17 protein-coding genes are annotated in these 14,241 nt (G+C 62.7%); 11 read left to right on the forward strand and 6 right to left on the reverse strand.

The window, feature by feature from the left end:
* Nucleotides 1–13 precede the first annotated feature (13 nt).
* The 7 genes from FE782_RS21525 (at nucleotide 14) to FE782_RS21555 (ending at nucleotide 4,825) form a co-directional block, all read left to right on the forward strand.
* Nucleotides 14–283, forward strand: a complete 270-nt coding sequence (locus FE782_RS21525) for a hypothetical protein (protein WP_138196402.1) — start codon at nucleotides 14–16, stop codon at nucleotides 281–283.
* Nucleotides 284–335: 52 nt separating this feature from the next.
* Nucleotides 336–824, forward strand: coding sequence for a hypothetical protein (locus tag FE782_RS21530; protein WP_138196403.1), 489 nt, complete (start codon nucleotides 336–338; stop codon nucleotides 822–824).
* A gap of 118 nt (nucleotides 825–942) precedes the next feature.
* Nucleotides 943–1,131, forward strand: coding sequence for a protein YhfH (gene yhfH, locus FE782_RS33205; RefSeq protein WP_138196404.1), 189 nt, complete (start codon nucleotides 943–945; stop codon nucleotides 1,129–1,131).
* A 162-nt stretch (nucleotides 1,132–1,293) separates the two neighbouring features.
* A complete protein-coding gene (locus tag FE782_RS21540) occupies nucleotides 1,294–1,818 on the forward strand; it encodes an ADP-heptose synthase (RefSeq protein ID WP_138196405.1) in 525 nt (174 codons plus the stop codon).
* Between the two features lie 194 nt (nucleotides 1,819–2,012).
* Nucleotides 2,013–3,038, forward strand: a complete 1,026-nt coding sequence (locus tag FE782_RS21545; protein WP_138196406.1) for an ABC transporter substrate-binding protein — start codon at nucleotides 2,013–2,015, stop codon at nucleotides 3,036–3,038.
* Between the two features lie 61 nt (nucleotides 3,039–3,099).
* Nucleotides 3,100–4,029, forward strand: a complete 930-nt coding sequence (locus tag FE782_RS21550) for an ABC transporter permease (RefSeq protein ID WP_138196407.1) — start codon at nucleotides 3,100–3,102, stop codon at nucleotides 4,027–4,029.
* A 1-nt stretch (nucleotide 4,030) separates the two neighbouring features.
* Nucleotides 4,031–4,825 carry an ABC transporter ATP-binding protein gene (locus tag FE782_RS21555; RefSeq protein WP_138196408.1) on the forward strand — a complete coding sequence of 265 codons (795 nt, stop codon included), beginning with the start codon at nucleotides 4,031–4,033 and terminating at the stop codon, nucleotides 4,823–4,825.
* A gap of 14 nt (nucleotides 4,826–4,839) precedes the next feature.
* Here the strand turns inward: FE782_RS21555 and FE782_RS21560 are convergent, their stop codons facing one another.
* The 5 genes from FE782_RS21560 to FE782_RS21580 form a co-directional block, all read right to left on the reverse strand.
* Complete coding sequence (locus FE782_RS21560) at nucleotides 4,840–5,817, reverse strand: YpdA family putative bacillithiol disulfide reductase (protein ID WP_138196409.1); 978 nt, start codon at nucleotides 5,815–5,817, stop codon at nucleotides 4,840–4,842.
* Nucleotides 5,818–5,858: 41 nt separating this feature from the next.
* Nucleotides 5,859–6,317, reverse strand: a complete 459-nt coding sequence (locus FE782_RS21565) for a cobalamin B12-binding domain-containing protein (RefSeq protein WP_138196410.1) — start codon at nucleotides 6,315–6,317, stop codon at nucleotides 5,859–5,861.
* Nucleotides 6,314–7,861: an acyl-CoA mutase large subunit family protein gene (locus FE782_RS21570; RefSeq protein WP_138196411.1), complete on the reverse strand. Its 1,548-nt coding sequence runs from the start codon at nucleotides 7,859–7,861 to the stop codon at nucleotides 6,314–6,316. Before FE782_RS21570 ends, FE782_RS21565 begins: the two co-directional genes overlap by 4 nt.
* A 69-nt stretch (nucleotides 7,862–7,930) precedes the next feature.
* Nucleotides 7,931–8,443, reverse strand: a complete 513-nt coding sequence (locus FE782_RS21575) for an isoprenylcysteine carboxyl methyltransferase family protein (protein ID WP_138196412.1) — start codon at nucleotides 8,441–8,443, stop codon at nucleotides 7,931–7,933.
* A gap of 37 nt (nucleotides 8,444–8,480) precedes the next feature.
* Nucleotides 8,481–9,563: a type III polyketide synthase gene (locus FE782_RS21580; RefSeq protein WP_138196413.1), complete on the reverse strand. Its 1,083-nt coding sequence runs from the start codon at nucleotides 9,561–9,563 to the stop codon at nucleotides 8,481–8,483.
* 127 nt (nucleotides 9,564–9,690) lie between these two features.
* On the opposite strand from FE782_RS21580, the gene FE782_RS21585 reads away from it, so the two are divergent.
* From FE782_RS21585 to floT, 4 genes are all read left to right on the forward strand, one after another.
* Nucleotides 9,691–10,575: an AraC family transcriptional regulator gene (locus FE782_RS21585; protein ID WP_138196414.1), complete on the forward strand. Its 885-nt coding sequence runs from the start codon at nucleotides 9,691–9,693 to the stop codon at nucleotides 10,573–10,575.
* A 111-nt stretch (nucleotides 10,576–10,686) separates the two neighbouring features.
* Nucleotides 10,687–11,565, forward strand: coding sequence for a phytanoyl-CoA dioxygenase family protein (locus tag FE782_RS21590; RefSeq protein ID WP_138196415.1), 879 nt, complete (start codon nucleotides 10,687–10,689; stop codon nucleotides 11,563–11,565).
* A gap of 166 nt (nucleotides 11,566–11,731) precedes the next feature.
* Nucleotides 11,732–12,280 carry an NfeD family membrane protein gene (locus tag FE782_RS21595; RefSeq protein WP_238392599.1) on the forward strand — a complete coding sequence of 183 codons (549 nt, stop codon included), beginning with the start codon at nucleotides 11,732–11,734 and terminating at the stop codon, nucleotides 12,278–12,280.
* A gap of 11 nt (nucleotides 12,281–12,291) precedes the next feature.
* A complete protein-coding gene (gene floT, locus FE782_RS21600; RefSeq protein WP_138196416.1) occupies nucleotides 12,292–13,833 on the forward strand; it encodes a flotillin lipid rafts scaffold protein FloT in 1,542 nt (513 codons plus the stop codon).
* Between the two features lie 69 nt (nucleotides 13,834–13,902).
* Here the strand turns inward: floT and FE782_RS21605 are convergent, their stop codons facing one another.
* Nucleotides 13,903–14,163, reverse strand: coding sequence for a DUF2533 family protein (locus FE782_RS21605; protein ID WP_138196417.1), 261 nt, complete (start codon nucleotides 14,161–14,163; stop codon nucleotides 13,903–13,905).
* Between the last annotated feature and the right edge of the window lie 78 nt (nucleotides 14,164–14,241).

Here is a 14,241-nt window from a genome sequence, read left to right on the forward strand (position 1 = left end):
CGGAGAAGCGCGCATGCCATATGTATTGCGTCACCGGCATACGGGAGAGATCGCCGCAGGGACGCTCCGCAACGTGTATGACCTGGATTATTACGGGGCCGTATGGTGGGAGACCGAGGAGGAGGCGGCAAGCGACGCCGCCTCCCGCCCGGAGTGGGTTCCGACTCAGGTGACGGAAGCGAAGTTGAAAGTGTTCAACGTGAAGCTGAATAACGATGCCGGCCGGAAGTTGTTCATCGACGACAACGGGACGCTACGCGTCGAGAAGGGTTCCGCCGTATAACGGCGGAACTTTTTCGATTGTTCGCGTCGCGTCGGCAGGGGAAAGGATTCGCATGGCGATTACATCGACGACGAATTATTATGAATGGCTGGGTATGGCCGATCGGCAGGAGGAACTGCGGGAGACGGTCGAGCGCATCGGCTACGACGCGTTCCGCGTCTTGGTCGACCAACTGGAGAAAGCGCTGAAGGAAGTCGAGGAGGGCGGATTCGACGATTACGCCGCGCGTCTGGCCGCGGGGGAGCGTCTGTTTCCGGAGCCGTCCCGCTTCAGCCCGACGTGGCAGGTCGTATGGGCGGAGCTCGGCGAGAAGCTGCGTTGGAAGCGGTACGCCTACGAAGCCGTCTCTTCCGCGGATCGGGAAGGCGAATGGCAGATCGTCATGGATAACCCGTTCACGAACAACGAGGTGGTTTGTTATCCGACGCTCAGCTTTATCGAAGCCGCGTATTTGTTCGGCTACTTTAAGCCGACGCTCGAAAAAAACGAATATTTGCGACTGCAGAAGGTCGTTAACGCGCTGCAGCTGACAGGAGAATAACGACCGACCGAAGCGAGCCGGGGAAACCCGATGACAGCGGTTGCAAAATAAGGCTTGTCGTCCGAGCTTCTGTTCTATTACAATAGGTACAGAGGCGAATACAAGGCGGTGAAACCGAATGCAGCAGCTTTCTGTCGTCCACTTCTTCGACAGCCTGCCGCCCAAGCTTTGCCGCACCTGCGGCGAAGCGTTGCACGAGCAGGCGGACTGCTATTGGAACCATTGCTTCGAATGCATGGATTTGCATGTCGTCCCGTTGTCCTTGTCGCCCCGGTTCGCGGCGAAATCTTCGTCCGCGCCGGTCTAAGCACCGATCGAAACATCGAGTTTGCCTCCGGCGAAGTTGTTGTCGTCGGGGGCGCTTTTCGTTCTGCGCGGAATTCGGGCGGAATGAATCTTAACTTTTTGGGACATTTATGATATGTATGTATAGAGTCGATTTCGGATTGTCCGGGAAGGAGGGCGCCTGATGAAACGGCGTTTTGTCATCGAAGCGGTCATGGCGGCCATTTACGGAGAGATTATGGTCCCGAACCGTCCGGTAGAATATTTGTTGCCGTATTCCACCGTGCAAGAGCTGTACGATATGAAAGAAAATTCGGAGCCCGTCATGCCGGACCCGGCGGACGACGCGCACGTCAAGAAGAAAATCCTAGAGATGATCGCCTTCTTCGAGGATTCGTTCAATCGAAAGAAGATCGAACGGTCGTTCTCCGCGCCTTGGAAACAGAGCCCGCCGCTCGTCGTGAACGAGCAGGTGTCGTTCGTGGTCGTCAATTCGATCGAGAACGCGCAATACGGAGAGACGTTCGATCCGATCGAGACCGAGCTGCTGCTTACGTCGCTTCGGGAGCAGGTTCCGATTTTAACGGACCAGCTGGATTTCCTCGAGCGCGTGATCGAAACCGAGGTGCCGGTCCAAGTGTTCGATATCGAAGATTTCGAATATGCCATGGAAGCCGACGAGCCTGTCGAAGACTGGAAGACGACGTGAACGAACCGGAGCAGCGATCCGCATACGGCCCATCGGCCGGCGGCGCCCTCCGGTTTTCTTTTGCTCGAAACGGTAATTCGCTGTGGCGCGTCGACGCGTAGATACGTTTTCTTATTGACGTTAACCACTGCTCAATATAGAATGTGAGATAAGTTTTTATACAGATTTGCATATCGTTGAGGGGGACTTTACGGATGAGTTTACGGACAAGCTGGAAAGCGATTTCGCTCGTGCTCGCCGCGGCGACGTTGACGTTCGCGGTCGGCTGCTCCAATCAAGGAAGCGGAGAGAAAGTTTATCAAGTCGGGATTTCGCAGATCGTAGAGCACCCGTCTCTGGATGCGACGAGGGAAGGCTTCATCGCGGGCCTCAAAGACGCGGGGCTCGTCGAAGGCGAGAACCTCAAGATCGCTTACAGCAACGCGCAAGGCGATAACTCGACGAACGCGACGATCGCGCAAAACTTCAAAGCGGACAAGAAAGACCTCGTCCTCGGGATCGCGACGCCTTCCGCGGTCGCGCTTGCCGACGCGATCAAGGACGCTCCGGTCCTCTTCACGGCGGTCACCGATCCGATCGGCGCGGGACTGCTCGAAAATCCGGAGAAGCCGGGCGGTAACGTTACGGGCGTCTCGGACACGCATCCGGACGAAATCGCGAAGCTGATGGATTTCATCGCGGCGAACTTCCCGGACGTGAAGACGGTCGGTACGGTCATTAACCAAGGGGAACAGAACGCGGTCGTCTCCATCGAACGCGCGCAAGCGGCGATGGACGCGCACGGCGTGAAGATCGAGACGGCGGCCGTCACGAACAGCTCCGAGGTGAAGCAGGCGGCGGAATCGCTCGTCGGCCGCGTCGACGCGATCTACATCCCGAAGGACAACACGGTCGTCTCCGCGTTCGAAGCGGTCGTCGGCGTCGCGAACGAGAAGAAGCTTCCGCTCTTCGTCGGCGACATCGATTCCGTCAAGCGCGGCGCGTTCGCGACGTTCGGCTACGAGTACTACGACATCGGCTACACGACGGGCAAGATGGCGGCCGATATTTTGCTCAACGGGAAAAATCCGGGCGACGTACCGGTCGGCTTTCCGGAGCAGCTCGACTTGTACTACAGCGAGCCGGCGGCCGCGGCGCAAGGCGTCGAGGTGACGCAAGCGATTCGGGACTTGATTTCCGACGAAGCGGTGCAGGTGATCAAGGAAGTCGCGCAACCATAAACCATTACCGGAGAGTGACCCGTTCGCGGGCCACTCTTACCTTTTACGGAGGGGTATTTCCATGGCTTTCCTAAGTTCCTTGCTCGGATCGATCGTCGGATCGGTGGAGCTCGGCCTGATGTACGCGATTATGGCGCTCGGCGTGTACCTCACGTACCGGGTGCTGGATTTCCCGGACTTGACGGTGGACGGGAGCTTTACGACCGGCGCGGGCATCGCGGCGGGCATGATCGTCGCGGGTTATTCCCCGTGGCTCGCCACGGGCGTCGCCTTCCTCGGCGGCTTGGCGGCTGGCGCGGTTACGGGCTTGCTCCATACGAAGGGCGGCATCAACCCGCTCTTGTCGGGCATTCTCATGATGATCGCTTTGTATACGATCAACTACCGCATCATGGGACGACCGAACATTCCATTGTTGAATCAAGAGACGGTGTTTCCGGACGGGAGCCTGTTCCTCGGCTCGACCTACGCGCTGCTGATGGCGCCGATCATCGTGCTCGTCTTGAAGCTGCTGCTGGACTGGTTCCTGCGTACGGATCTCGGCATGGCGATTCGCGCGACGGGCGACAACGCCCGCATGGTTCGCAGCTTCGGCGTCAATACGGACAACACGATCGTCACGGGCGTCAGCCTCTCCAACGGCCTCGTCGCGATGGCCGGCGCGTTCGTGGCGCAATACCAAGGCTTCGCCGACTTGCAGATGGGGATCGGGATGATCGTCATCGGTCTCGCCTCGGTCATCATCGGGGAGGTCATCTTCGGCGTACGCTCGATCTGGCGGACGACGCTTGCCGTCATTCTCGGCGCCGTCGTCTATCGGATCGTCATCGCGCTTTCGATCCGCTACGGCTTGGAAGCGTCCGATATGAAGCTGATGACGGCGCTGATCGTTACGGTCGCGCTCATCGTGCCGATGGTGAACAAGCGGAGAAGACAACGGCTCGTCGGGCGCAAGCGAAGTCTCGAGCTGACCGAGGAGGCGGGGACCTGAGATGCTGACCCTATCCAACGTTACGAAAATCTTTTACCCGTATTCCGCCGACGAGAAGATCGCCTTATCCAACGTCTCGCTGACGCTTAAGGAAGGGGACTTCGTCACGGTGATCGGCAGCAACGGGGCGGGGAAGTCGACGCTGATGAACGTCGTGTCGGGCGTGCTCGCGCAGGAACGAGGCGACGTGTCGATCGACGGGACGATCGTCAACGGCATGTCCGAGCATGAACGAAGTCGCTGGATCGGCCGCGTGTTCCAAGACCCGATGGCGGGAACGGCTCCGCATATGACGATCGAGGAGAACCTCGCGCTCGCGCATCTGCGGGGCGCGTCGCGCGGGCTTCGCGCCGGCGTGACGAAGGAGAAGCGGACGATGTTCGTCGAGCAGCTGCGCAGCCTCGGCCTGGGGCTCGATTCTCGGCTGACCGCCCGCGTGGGACTATTGTCCGGCGGGGAGCGTCAGGCGCTGAGCCTGCTGATGGCGACGTTCACGCAGCCCAAGGTGCTGCTGCTCGACGAGCATACCGCCGCGCTCGATCCGTCCCGCGCGGCGCTCGTGACCGAGCTGACCGACAAGATCGTCAACGAAAACCGGCTGACGACGTTAATGATTACGCATAACATGGAGCAAGCGATTCGGCTCGGGAACCGCTTGATCATGATGGATAAAGGGAAGATCATTCTGGATATCGGCGGGGAAGAGAAGCGGGCGCTCACGGTCGAATCGCTTCTCGATCGATTCGCGGCGATTCGCGGCGAGAAGCTCGCCGACGAACGCCTCGTCTTGGGGTAATCGAATAGGGGTTATTAGGATCGCCCGGCGCATAGGTGCCGGGCGATCGCCGTTCCATGGTGCCGGCCGGTCTCGATGAACACTTCGTTCGCGTCCTCGCCGGAGGCGACGACGCCGGCGACGTACAGCCCCTTCACCGTCGTCTCCATCGTCTCGGGGTCGTACACCGGGGCGCCCGTCTCCGGCTTGGTCTCGGCGCCGGCGCCTCCGAGCAGCGTCCGGTCGGGGCGGAAGCCGGTCAACGCCAACACGAAGTCGGCGTCTCTCGTCTCCGCGCTGCCGTCCGCGTGCCGGATCCTCACCCGACCGGGCTGGATCTCGACGACTTGAGCGTTATACAGCATCCCGATCGCCCCCTTGGCGACGGCGCCTTCGAACAGCGGACGCACCCAAGGCTTGATCTTCTGCTTCGCGGCGTCGCCGCGGTAGACGACGAACGGCTCGGCGCCGACGCGGCTGAGCTCCATCGCCGCGTCCACGGCCGAGTTGTTGCCGCCGATGATCGCGACCTTCGTGCCGGCGTACGGATGCGCCTCCGTGAAGTAATGCGAAACATGCGGCAGCTCTTCGCCCGGAATGCCGATCGCGTTCGGCCGATCGAAATACCCGGTCGCGACGACGACGGCGCGCGATTCGTAAAATCGCTTAATGCCGTGCCGCTCCGTCTCGACGAGGAAGAAGCCTTCGGCGGTCTTGCGGATGAGCGTCGCTTCCTCGTACGGGCGCACGTCCAGCTTGCGCCGCTGCGCGACGTTGCGGTAATACTCGAGCGCCTCCCGGCGCGTAGGCTTGTCGTGCGGCGTCGGAAACGGGTATCCGCCGATTTCGAGCAGCTCGGGCGTGCTGAAGAAGTGCAAATTCGTCGGATATCGGTAGATCGAATGGACGAGATTGTATTTTTCGATGACGACGGCGCCGATGCCGGCGTCTTGCAGCGCGATCGCGGCCGCCAGTCCGCAGGGACCGGCGCCGACGACGATGACGTCTTCCATGGCGAACCCTCCACTCCCAAGAAGGAAAAATGAGTTTTCGATTATCCTACCTCATTTTCGCCGAAGATGCCATTCGCGGTATGAAGCGCGTCGCGGAGGAACGCGGCGGCTTCGCTTACGCGCTGATGCGGCCGGAAGACGGCGGCGACGCCGGTCGCGCGCAGCGCCGGCTCGTCGGCGGCCGGGATGATGCCGCCGACGACGAGCAGCCCGCGCCAGCCGGCGTCCCGCAGCGCGTCGACGAGCCGCGGCACGATCGTCAGGTGCGCGCCGGCGAGCGACGACAGCCCGACGCAGTCGGCGGCGACGTCGACCGCTTGCCGGGCGACCTCCTCCGGCGTCCGGCGGATGCCCGTGTAAAACACGGCGAAGCCTTCTTCCCGCAAACCGCGAGCGACGACGAGCGCGCCGCGGTCGTGGCCGTCGAGGCCGCACTTGGCGATCAGCACCGTGGGCGGCCGCTTCGTCTCGGAACCGAAGCCGGGATGCGTCGAATTCATGGGGCGATTCTCCCTTCCGGGATGACGGGCTCCCGATATTCCCCGAACAGCCGCGCGAGCGCCCCGTAGATTTCGCCGACGGTGCAGCCGGCGTTCGCGGCGTCCAGCATCGCCGGCATGACGTTGGCTCCGCGTTCCGCGGCGTCCAGGACGGCGGCGAGCGTCCGACCGGCGTCCGCTTCGGAGCGGGCCGCGCGATGCCGCCGTACCGCCTCGGCGGCGCGCGCCTCTTCGGCGTCGCCGCTCCGCCCCCGCGGGCGGTCGGCCGCCGCGACGTGGCGCGCGGCGTCGCCGGCGAAGCGGTTGACGCCGACGATCGCGCGCTCGCCGCTCTCCGCGGCGACGTATTCGCGGTACGCCGCCTCGCGCACGGTCGATTGGACGAAGCCGGACTCCACGGCGACGAGCGCGCCGCCGGCGCGGTCGACCGCGTCCACCCAACGGAGCGCTTCCGCCTCGAGCCGGTCGGTCGCCTCCTCGACCGCATGGGCTCCGCCGAGCGGATCGATGTGGCCGGCGAGGCCGGACTCGAACGCGAGAATCTGCTGCGTGCGGAGCGCGAGCGCGGCGGACGCCGGCGTCGGCAGCCGCCACGCTTCGTCCTTGGCGTTCGCGTGAAGGCTTTGCGCGCCGCCTAACACGGCCGCGAGCGCCTGCAGCGTCACGCGGACGACGTTGTTGTCCGTCTCCACGGCCGTAAGCGCCGAGCCGGCCGTCTGCGCATGAAATTTCATGCGCCACGACTCCGGCCTTCCGGCGCCGAGCCGCGCGCGGGCGAGCTTCGCCCACAGCCGGCGCGCGGCGCGGAATTTCGCCGCTTCCTCAAGCAGATCGCAGCCGGCGGAGAAGAAGAACGACAGTCGCGGCGCGACCTCGTCGGCCGACAGCCCGCGGCGCATCGCGGCGGTCGCGTACGCCAGACCGTTCGCGACCGCGAAGCCGATCTCTTGACCGGCGTCGGCGCCCGCCTCGCGCAGATGGTACCCGCTGACGCTGACCGGATGCCAGCGGGGGAAGAAGCGGCAGCCGAATTCGATCAGGTCGACGGCCATCCGCATCGACGGCGCGGGGGGCAGCAAATATAAGTTCCGCGCGGCGTATTCCTTCAGCACGTCGTTCTGCACCGTGCCGCGAAGGGCGTCCGCTCCGACGCCGGCTCGCCCGGCCGTCGCCGCGGCGAACGCGAACAGGGCCGGCGCCGTCGCGTTCGCCGTCATCGACAGTCCGACCGAGCCGAGCGGAATGCCCTTCAGCACCGCATCGAGATCGGCCGCGGTCGCGACGGAGACGCCCGCCCTGCCGACTTCGCCGGCCGCGCGCGCGTCGTCGGGGTCGATGCCGAGCTGCGTCGGCAAATCGAAGGCGAGCGAGAGACCCGTCTGGCCTTGCGCCAGCAGCCGCTTCAGCCGCCGGTTCGTCTCCCGGGCGGTGCCGAAGCCGGCGTATTGCCGCATCGTCCACAGCCGTTCCCGGTACATCCCGGGATGGATGCCCCTCGTATACGGAAATTCCCCCGGTCGTTCTTCGTCTCGTTCCATGGGCATGATATCTTCTCCTCTCAGGCGTCAGTCGGTGCGGGAAGCGCAAGCGGCTCAGACGTCTCGGGCGGCGATCTACGCGGACGCGGCGCGCAGCGCCGCTTCCTCGGCGGCGATGCGGCGGCGAAGCAAGAGCACGTTCAACGCCGGAAACAAGCAGGCGGCGCCGAAGCAGCCGAACAACAGCGGGAACGCCAGCATCTCCAGCGTCACGACCAAGTAATTCGGATGCTTCATCCACCGGTACGGACCTTTGCGCACGAGCTTCATGCCGGGGACGACGAAGACGCGCGTATTCCAGTACGGTCCGAGCGAGCGGATGCACCAGACGCGTCCCGCCTGAAGCAGCAGGAACGCCGCGGCGGCGGCCGCCATCCATGGCGACGGCTCCGGTCGGCGCCAAAGAAATTCCGCGAAGACGCAGGCGAAGAACGACGCATGCAGCAGGACGATCTTCGGATAAAACGCCGCATCGACCTCGTACCCGCCTATCCGGCGGAGCCGTTCCGCGTTGCGCTTCGCAAGGCGCAGCTCCGCCAATCGTTGGACGACGACCGCCCCGAACCAAAGCGCGAACCATAAACTCATCGACGAGTCCACCTCTTTCCAGGAATAAGGAAGATTTTCAAAATCGCAGCAGCAGCAGCTCCGAGCTGAAGCCGGGACCGAGCGCGCCTGCGACGCCGAACTCGCCCGGGCGAAGCGCGCCGCCTTCGCCGAGCAGCGCCTCGAGCACGAACAACACCGTACAAGACGACATGTTGCCGAATCGGCGCAGTACGCCTTCCGCCGCCGCCAGCCGTCCCGGCGCCAAGGAGAGCGCCTCGCCGTACGCGCGAAGCACTTTCATCCCTCCGGGATGCAGCGCGTAATGCGCGACGTCCGAAATCGTCAGGCCGGCGGGAGAGAGCAGCGCCTCCGTCACGCCGCGCATCTCGCGCGTCACGAGGCTCGGGATATCCTTCGAGAAGACGACCTTCAGCCCGTCGTTCGTGACGTCCCAGCCCATGACGTCGAGCGAGTCCGGCCAGATCGTGCTGCGGGTCGAGACGATCCTCGGGACCGCGCGTCCGCCGGAAACCCGCGCCGCGGCGACCGCCTCGCCTTCGACGAGCGCCGCGGCGGCGCCGTCGGCGAAGAGGGACGTCGCGATCAGATTGCTCTTCGAGGCGTCGTCCCGAATGAACGTCAAGCTGCACAGCTCGGCCGCGACGACAAGGCACCGATGCCCAGGGAACGCGCTCACGTATTCGGCGGCCCGGGACAAGCCGGCGGCCCCACCGGCGCACCCGAGCCCCCAGATCGGCGTCCGCTTGACGTCCGGACGCAGCCCCAGCCGGTTGAACAGGCGCGCGTCGATGCTGGGCGTCGCCGTGCCGGTCGTCGTGACGAAGAGAATGTGGTCGACTGCGGTCGGCTCGACGCCTGCGCGCTCCAGGCAGTTCCGGGCCGCCTGTTCCGCAAGCGAGGAGGCGTGTTCGACGAACATCCAGTTCTTCTCTTCCGCATCGTGCGGGACCAGAAACCATTCCAGCGGCATGCAGAAGTGACGCGCGACGATTCCGCTATTATCGAAAATAGGCAACAACCGGTCCAATTGCGGAACGCTGGCGCCGAACATATGCCGGACCAATTCCTTGACGTCGGCTTGGGGAACGCGGAAATCGGGGACGGCCGTACCGATGGCGGCGATCGTCGCATGCAGCATCGTGACACCTCGCTATTCGAATTCGTCATCCTAGGTTTTCCAGTCGGCCGGATTCCTTATGCATCGCGGGAGACGGTATACGTCGTCCCGCCAGCCATGATATATTTTCCAAGAGGGGTGGGGCGGAATGGAGTTTCGTCTATCGGCGGGCGGCGCGAACTACGCGATCGAGCACGTTACGACGAATGTCATGCGGAATCGGCGGAACGAAGCCGTCGCGATGCACCGGCATCCGGTGTTTCATCTGATTTACGTGCTGGAGGGGAAGGGGAAGGTAACGGTCGGCGGCACCGAAACGACGGCGGCGCCGGGACTGCTGTATATTATTAATCCGAACGTGCCTCATAGCTTCTTGTTCGGCGACGGAGAGCCGCTGACCGATCTGGAATGCACGTTCCGGCTGTTGGACGAACGGGAGGAGCCGGCGGAGGTCGATTTCTTCGACTTGGTCGAGACGTCCCGGGGGCGGCGCTTGCCGGAAGAGTTCCGCTCGCAGCCGTTCCGCGTGCCTGAGCGGATGAAGCCGCTGCTGACGGAAGGCTTCGAGCGCGTCCTCGAGCTGTACCGGAGTCCGCTGACGCGGGGCAGCCTCGCTTTGGCGGTCGCGGACCTGTTATCGCGGGCGGAAGCCGTCGCGTTCGGCGCGAGCCGCGAGGAGGAGGCCCTCGATTCGTCGGAGGCGTTGATCGACAGCGTCAAGCAGTTCCTTCAGGCGAACCGGGGACGCCCCGTGACGCTTGGAGAGACGGCCGACTTCGCCCATATGACGCCGAATTACTTATGCCGCGTCTTCAAGGAACGAACCGGCGAGACGCCGATGGGTTATTTGCAGGCGGCTCGGATGCGCGAAGCGGAGAAGCTGCTCGCCCTTACGGACTTGCCCGTCTATACGATCGCGGAGAAGCTCGGCTACGAGGAACCGTCCTATTTCGCGAGGGTGTTCCGCCGCGCGACCGGCGAGTCGCCGCAGGCGTTCCGCAAGCGGCTCTTGGCGAGAAACCGGATAAAATAGTCCGCATAACGGAATAGATCGTGTCTTCTGCGAAGCGGAGGGTTGCCCTATACTGAGGCTGTCAGGTACAGGAAGGCAACCATCTTACGTATCGAGGAGTGGGTCTGATCCATGAGCTTAACCCGGGAGCAAGTCGCTGATTTCCAAACGTACGGATATGTCATCGCCGAAGACGTCTTTACCGACGCCGACTTGGCGCCGGTCATCGCGGAGCTGGAGCGGGAGATCGACCGGAGAGCGCGCGCGCTCCATGCGGAAGGCAAGATTGCGTCGCTGCACGAAGACGAACCGTTCGAACGGCGCTACGCGCTGCTCCACCGGCAATGCCCGGACATCGGCAGACGATTCGATATCATGTTCTTGCTCGGCTCCGCCATGTTCGACTTCCTGCGCAACGACAAGCTGCTGGACGTCGTCGAAAGCCTGCTCGGCCGCGAGCTGAGCTGTAACCCGATTCAACATATCCGCGCGAAAATGCCGTGGACCGGCGACGACGAACAGCCCGCAGGGTACGAGAACGTGCCGTGGCATCAAGATGCCGCCGTCACGTCGAAAGATTCGGAAGCGTCCGAAATTCTAACGTTCTGGATGCCGCTCGTCGATGCGACGGCGGAGACCGGTTGTATGGAGGTCATGCCGGAGGTGTTCAAGCTCGGGTATTTGGAGCATCAGGCGGAAGGAGGCACGACGATCGTGCCGAAGCTGCTGCCGGGCGTCAAACCGGTTACCGCGGAATGTCGCAAGGGCGGCATCGTCATCATGAACAAATATACGCCGCATCGCGGCACGACGAACCGGTCGAACATCGTGCGCTGGTCGCTCGATCTGCGATACCATAAGACCGGCGCACCGTCGGGAAGATCGCACCAACCGTCGTTCGTCGTTCGAAGCCGTGCGAATCCGGACAGCGTCTTGAAGGACGACGAGGCGTGGAGGAAGATGTGGCGCGAAGCGCTGGATAGACCGGCGCAACCGATTCACAGAGTGTAACAAGGTTGCACGCGGATGGCGACGCTTCCGGAGCCCCCTTACGGGACCGGGAGCGTCTTTCGCGTTCCGCATGGAAGAAAGCGAATGCTTCACCTCGTGAAACGTTTTCCGCTTTGCGTGCGTATATAATTGGAGAACGATTCCACAATCGGAAATGAAAAGGAGCGTGCGTGCGATCGACATGTTGGACGTGTATTGGTTTTGTTTCCTCGGCGGCGCGGCGTTCGCGGTATTGCTCGTGTTGTTCGACACGATCGCGGGCGGTTGGGTCGACGGGATATTCGATGCATTGCCTGACGCGGCGCATCCGATTCTTATCGCAGGCGGCATCGTCTCCTTCGGCGGAGCGGGTATTCTCCTGACCGAATACGGCTCGTTCGGCGTCTGGACCGTCGTCCTGTTGTCGGCGCTCGCGGCGGCGCTCCTCGCGATCGGGTTGTTTTTCTTCTACGTCAAGCCGATGAGCCAGGCGGAAAATTCGGTCGCGTATTCGATGAAGGAGCTGGAAGGCAAGCTCGGCGAGGTGTCGGTTCCGATTCCTGCCGGCGGGTACGGCGAAGTGGGCTTTACGTTCGGTCACGGCTTGGTGTATCATACCGCGAACAGCGACGATGCGGAGACGATCCAAGCCGGCGAGCGGGTGCTCGCGATCGACGTGAAGGACGGCGTCGTCACCGTGTGCCGATGGTCGGAATCTTATCCAATACATAATTAGGAGGAGAAGGAATGGATTTTTTAACGACGGAGTCTTGGTTGTTCGTGCCGGTCGTCGTCATCGGCGTGATCGTGCTTCTCGGTCTCGCGTTCTGGGCGCGGTACAAGACGGTCAGTCCCGACGAGGCGATGGTGGTGACCGGTTCGCTGCTGGGCTCGAAGAACGTGCTCGTCGACGATTCGGGCCGGAAGATCAAGATCGTCCGCGGCGGCGGCGCATTCATCTGGCCGATCTTCCAGAAGGCGGAATTTTTATCGCTCTTATCCCACAAGCTGGACGTCTCGACGCCCGAGGTGTATACGGAGCAGGGCGTGCCGGTCATGGCGGACGGCGTCGCGATCATCAAGATCGGCGGCTCGACCGAGGACGTCGCCACCGCGGCGGAGCAGTTCATGGGCAAGCCGACGGAGGCGCTGAAGGGCGAAGCGCAAGAGGTGCTCGAAGGTCATCTGCGGGCCATCCTCGGGATGATGACGGTCGAGGAAGTGTACCGCAATCGCGATAAGTTCGCGCAGGAAGTGCAAGGCGTGGCGGCTAGAGATCTTAAGAAAATGGGGCTGCAGATCGTGTCGTTCACGATCAAGGACGTCCGCGACAAGCACGGATATTTGGATGCGCTCGGGAAGCCGCGTATCGCGGCGGTCAAGCGCGACGCGGAAATCGCGGAAGCGGAAGCGATACGGGACTCCCGGATCCAGAAGGCGCGCGCCGACGAGGAAGGGCAGAAGGCCGAGCTGCTTCGCGATACGAACGTCGCGGAGGCGAACAAGGAGAAGGAATTGAAGGTCGCGGCGTTCCGGCGAGAGCAGGACGTGGCGAAGGCGGAAGCGGATCAGGCGTACCATATTCAAGAGGCGAAGTCGAAGCAGCTCGCGGTCGAAGAACAGATGCGTATCGAGATCGTGCGCAAGGAGCGGGAGATCGACATCGAGGAGAAGGAAATTTCCCGCCGCGAGAAGCAATACGACGCTGAAGTGAAGAAGAAGGCCGACGCGGACCGGTACTCGGTAGAGCAGGCGGCGGAAGCGGCGAAGTCGCGGGCGATCCGCGAGGCGGAGGCGCAGCAATTCCGAATCGAAGCCGAAGCGAAGGCGCTTGCGGAGCAGAAGCGGCTCGAAGGTCTTGCCATCGCCGACGCCGAGCGGGCCAAGGGGACGGCCGACGCCGAGGTCATCCGCCTCCGGGGTCTCGCGGAAGCGGAAGCGAAGGAGAAGCTCGCCGAGGCGTTCGCGAAGTTCGGCGAGGCGGCGGTGCTCGACATCATCGTGAAGATGCTGCCGGAGCTCGCGGGCAAGGTGGCGGCGCCGATCTCCGCGATCGACAAGCTGACCGTCGTGGATACGGGGCACGGCGAAGGGGCGGCCAGGGTGAGCAACTACGTGACCTCGCTCATGGCTACCGCGCCGGAAATGCTGAAGAACGTATCCGGCATCGACGTCGAAGGGCTGATCAAGGGGCTTACGCAGAAGTCGGTTCGTCCTTCGGATCCGGTTACCCCGGCCGCCGCGATCGAAGCGGCGCCCGCGGCGGAGCCGTCGAACGAAAGAAAATAACGTAACGAAAAACAGGACCGAGCGGCGAGGTTGCCGTTCCGTCCTGCTTTTATTTTCGCGGAAAATCGTTCATGCCTTGGAAGAAAAGACGAATTGTTTCACCATTTCGATCGTAACATATTTCCTAGTGGGGGAGATTCCGTGTTTGGCGTGCGCATTAATGCGGGCGGTCGCTTCGTTAATGCGATCGACGTCGAACGGTTCTCCGTTCCTGCATTTCGTTACGGCTTCTTCTATAGCCTCCTCGCGGAGCGCATCCAGCCGTTCGAACTCGACGAGGTGCAGATGCTGCTTCTTCGAGTGCTTCGAGATCGACTCGTGGACGTTCAAGGGGGGTCCTCCTTATTTTCAACCTATGATTCCCAATGGTACTATAGTAGAAATCGTAACTCAACTGATTCATGACAG

Origin of the sequence: Paenibacillus antri, from assembly GCF_005765165.1 — a bacterium.
Taxonomy (GTDB): domain Bacteria; phylum Bacillota; class Bacilli; order Paenibacillales; family YIM-B00363; genus Paenibacillus_AE; species Paenibacillus_AE antri.

What these genes read in the sequence shown, in the direction of transcription:
- FE782_RS21565 (WP_138196410.1), bottom strand. Translation starts at nt 6,317, where the DNA reads ATGAATTCGACGCATCCCGGCTTCGGTTCCGAGACGAAGCGGCCGCCC.
- FE782_RS21560 (WP_138196409.1), bottom strand. Translation starts at nt 5,817, where the DNA reads ATGGAAGACGTCATCGTCGTCGGCGCCGGTCCCTGCGGACTGGCGGCC.
- FE782_RS21550 (WP_138196407.1), top strand. Translation starts at nt 3,100, where the DNA reads ATGGCTTTCCTAAGTTCCTTGCTCGGATCGATCGTCGGATCGGTGGAG.
- FE782_RS21555 (WP_138196408.1), top strand. Translation starts at nt 4,031, where the DNA reads ATGCTGACCCTATCCAACGTTACGAAAATCTTTTACCCGTATTCCGCC.
- FE782_RS21545 (WP_138196406.1), top strand. Translation starts at nt 2,013, where the DNA reads ATGAGTTTACGGACAAGCTGGAAAGCGATTTCGCTCGTGCTCGCCGCG.
- FE782_RS21575 (WP_138196412.1), bottom strand. Translation starts at nt 8,443, where the DNA reads ATGAGTTTATGGTTCGCGCTTTGGTTCGGGGCGGTCGTCGTCCAACGA.
- FE782_RS21525 (WP_138196402.1), top strand. Translation starts at nt 14, where the DNA reads ATGCCATATGTATTGCGTCACCGGCATACGGGAGAGATCGCCGCAGGG.
- FE782_RS21530 (WP_138196403.1), top strand. Translation starts at nt 336, where the DNA reads ATGGCGATTACATCGACGACGAATTATTATGAATGGCTGGGTATGGCC.
- FE782_RS21570 (WP_138196411.1), bottom strand. Translation starts at nt 7,861, where the DNA reads ATGCCCATGGAACGAGACGAAGAACGACCGGGGGAATTTCCGTATACG.
- floT (WP_138196416.1), top strand. Translation starts at nt 12,292, where the DNA reads ATGGATTTTTTAACGACGGAGTCTTGGTTGTTCGTGCCGGTCGTCGTC.
- yhfH (WP_138196404.1), top strand. Translation starts at nt 943, where the DNA reads ATGCAGCAGCTTTCTGTCGTCCACTTCTTCGACAGCCTGCCGCCCAAG.
- FE782_RS21580 (WP_138196413.1), bottom strand. Translation starts at nt 9,563, where the DNA reads ATGCTGCATGCGACGATCGCCGCCATCGGTACGGCCGTCCCCGATTTC.
- FE782_RS21590 (WP_138196415.1), top strand. Translation starts at nt 10,687, where the DNA reads ATGAGCTTAACCCGGGAGCAAGTCGCTGATTTCCAAACGTACGGATAT.
- FE782_RS21585 (WP_138196414.1), top strand. Translation starts at nt 9,691, where the DNA reads ATGGAGTTTCGTCTATCGGCGGGCGGCGCGAACTACGCGATCGAGCAC.
- FE782_RS21540 (WP_138196405.1), top strand. Translation starts at nt 1,294, where the DNA reads ATGAAACGGCGTTTTGTCATCGAAGCGGTCATGGCGGCCATTTACGGA.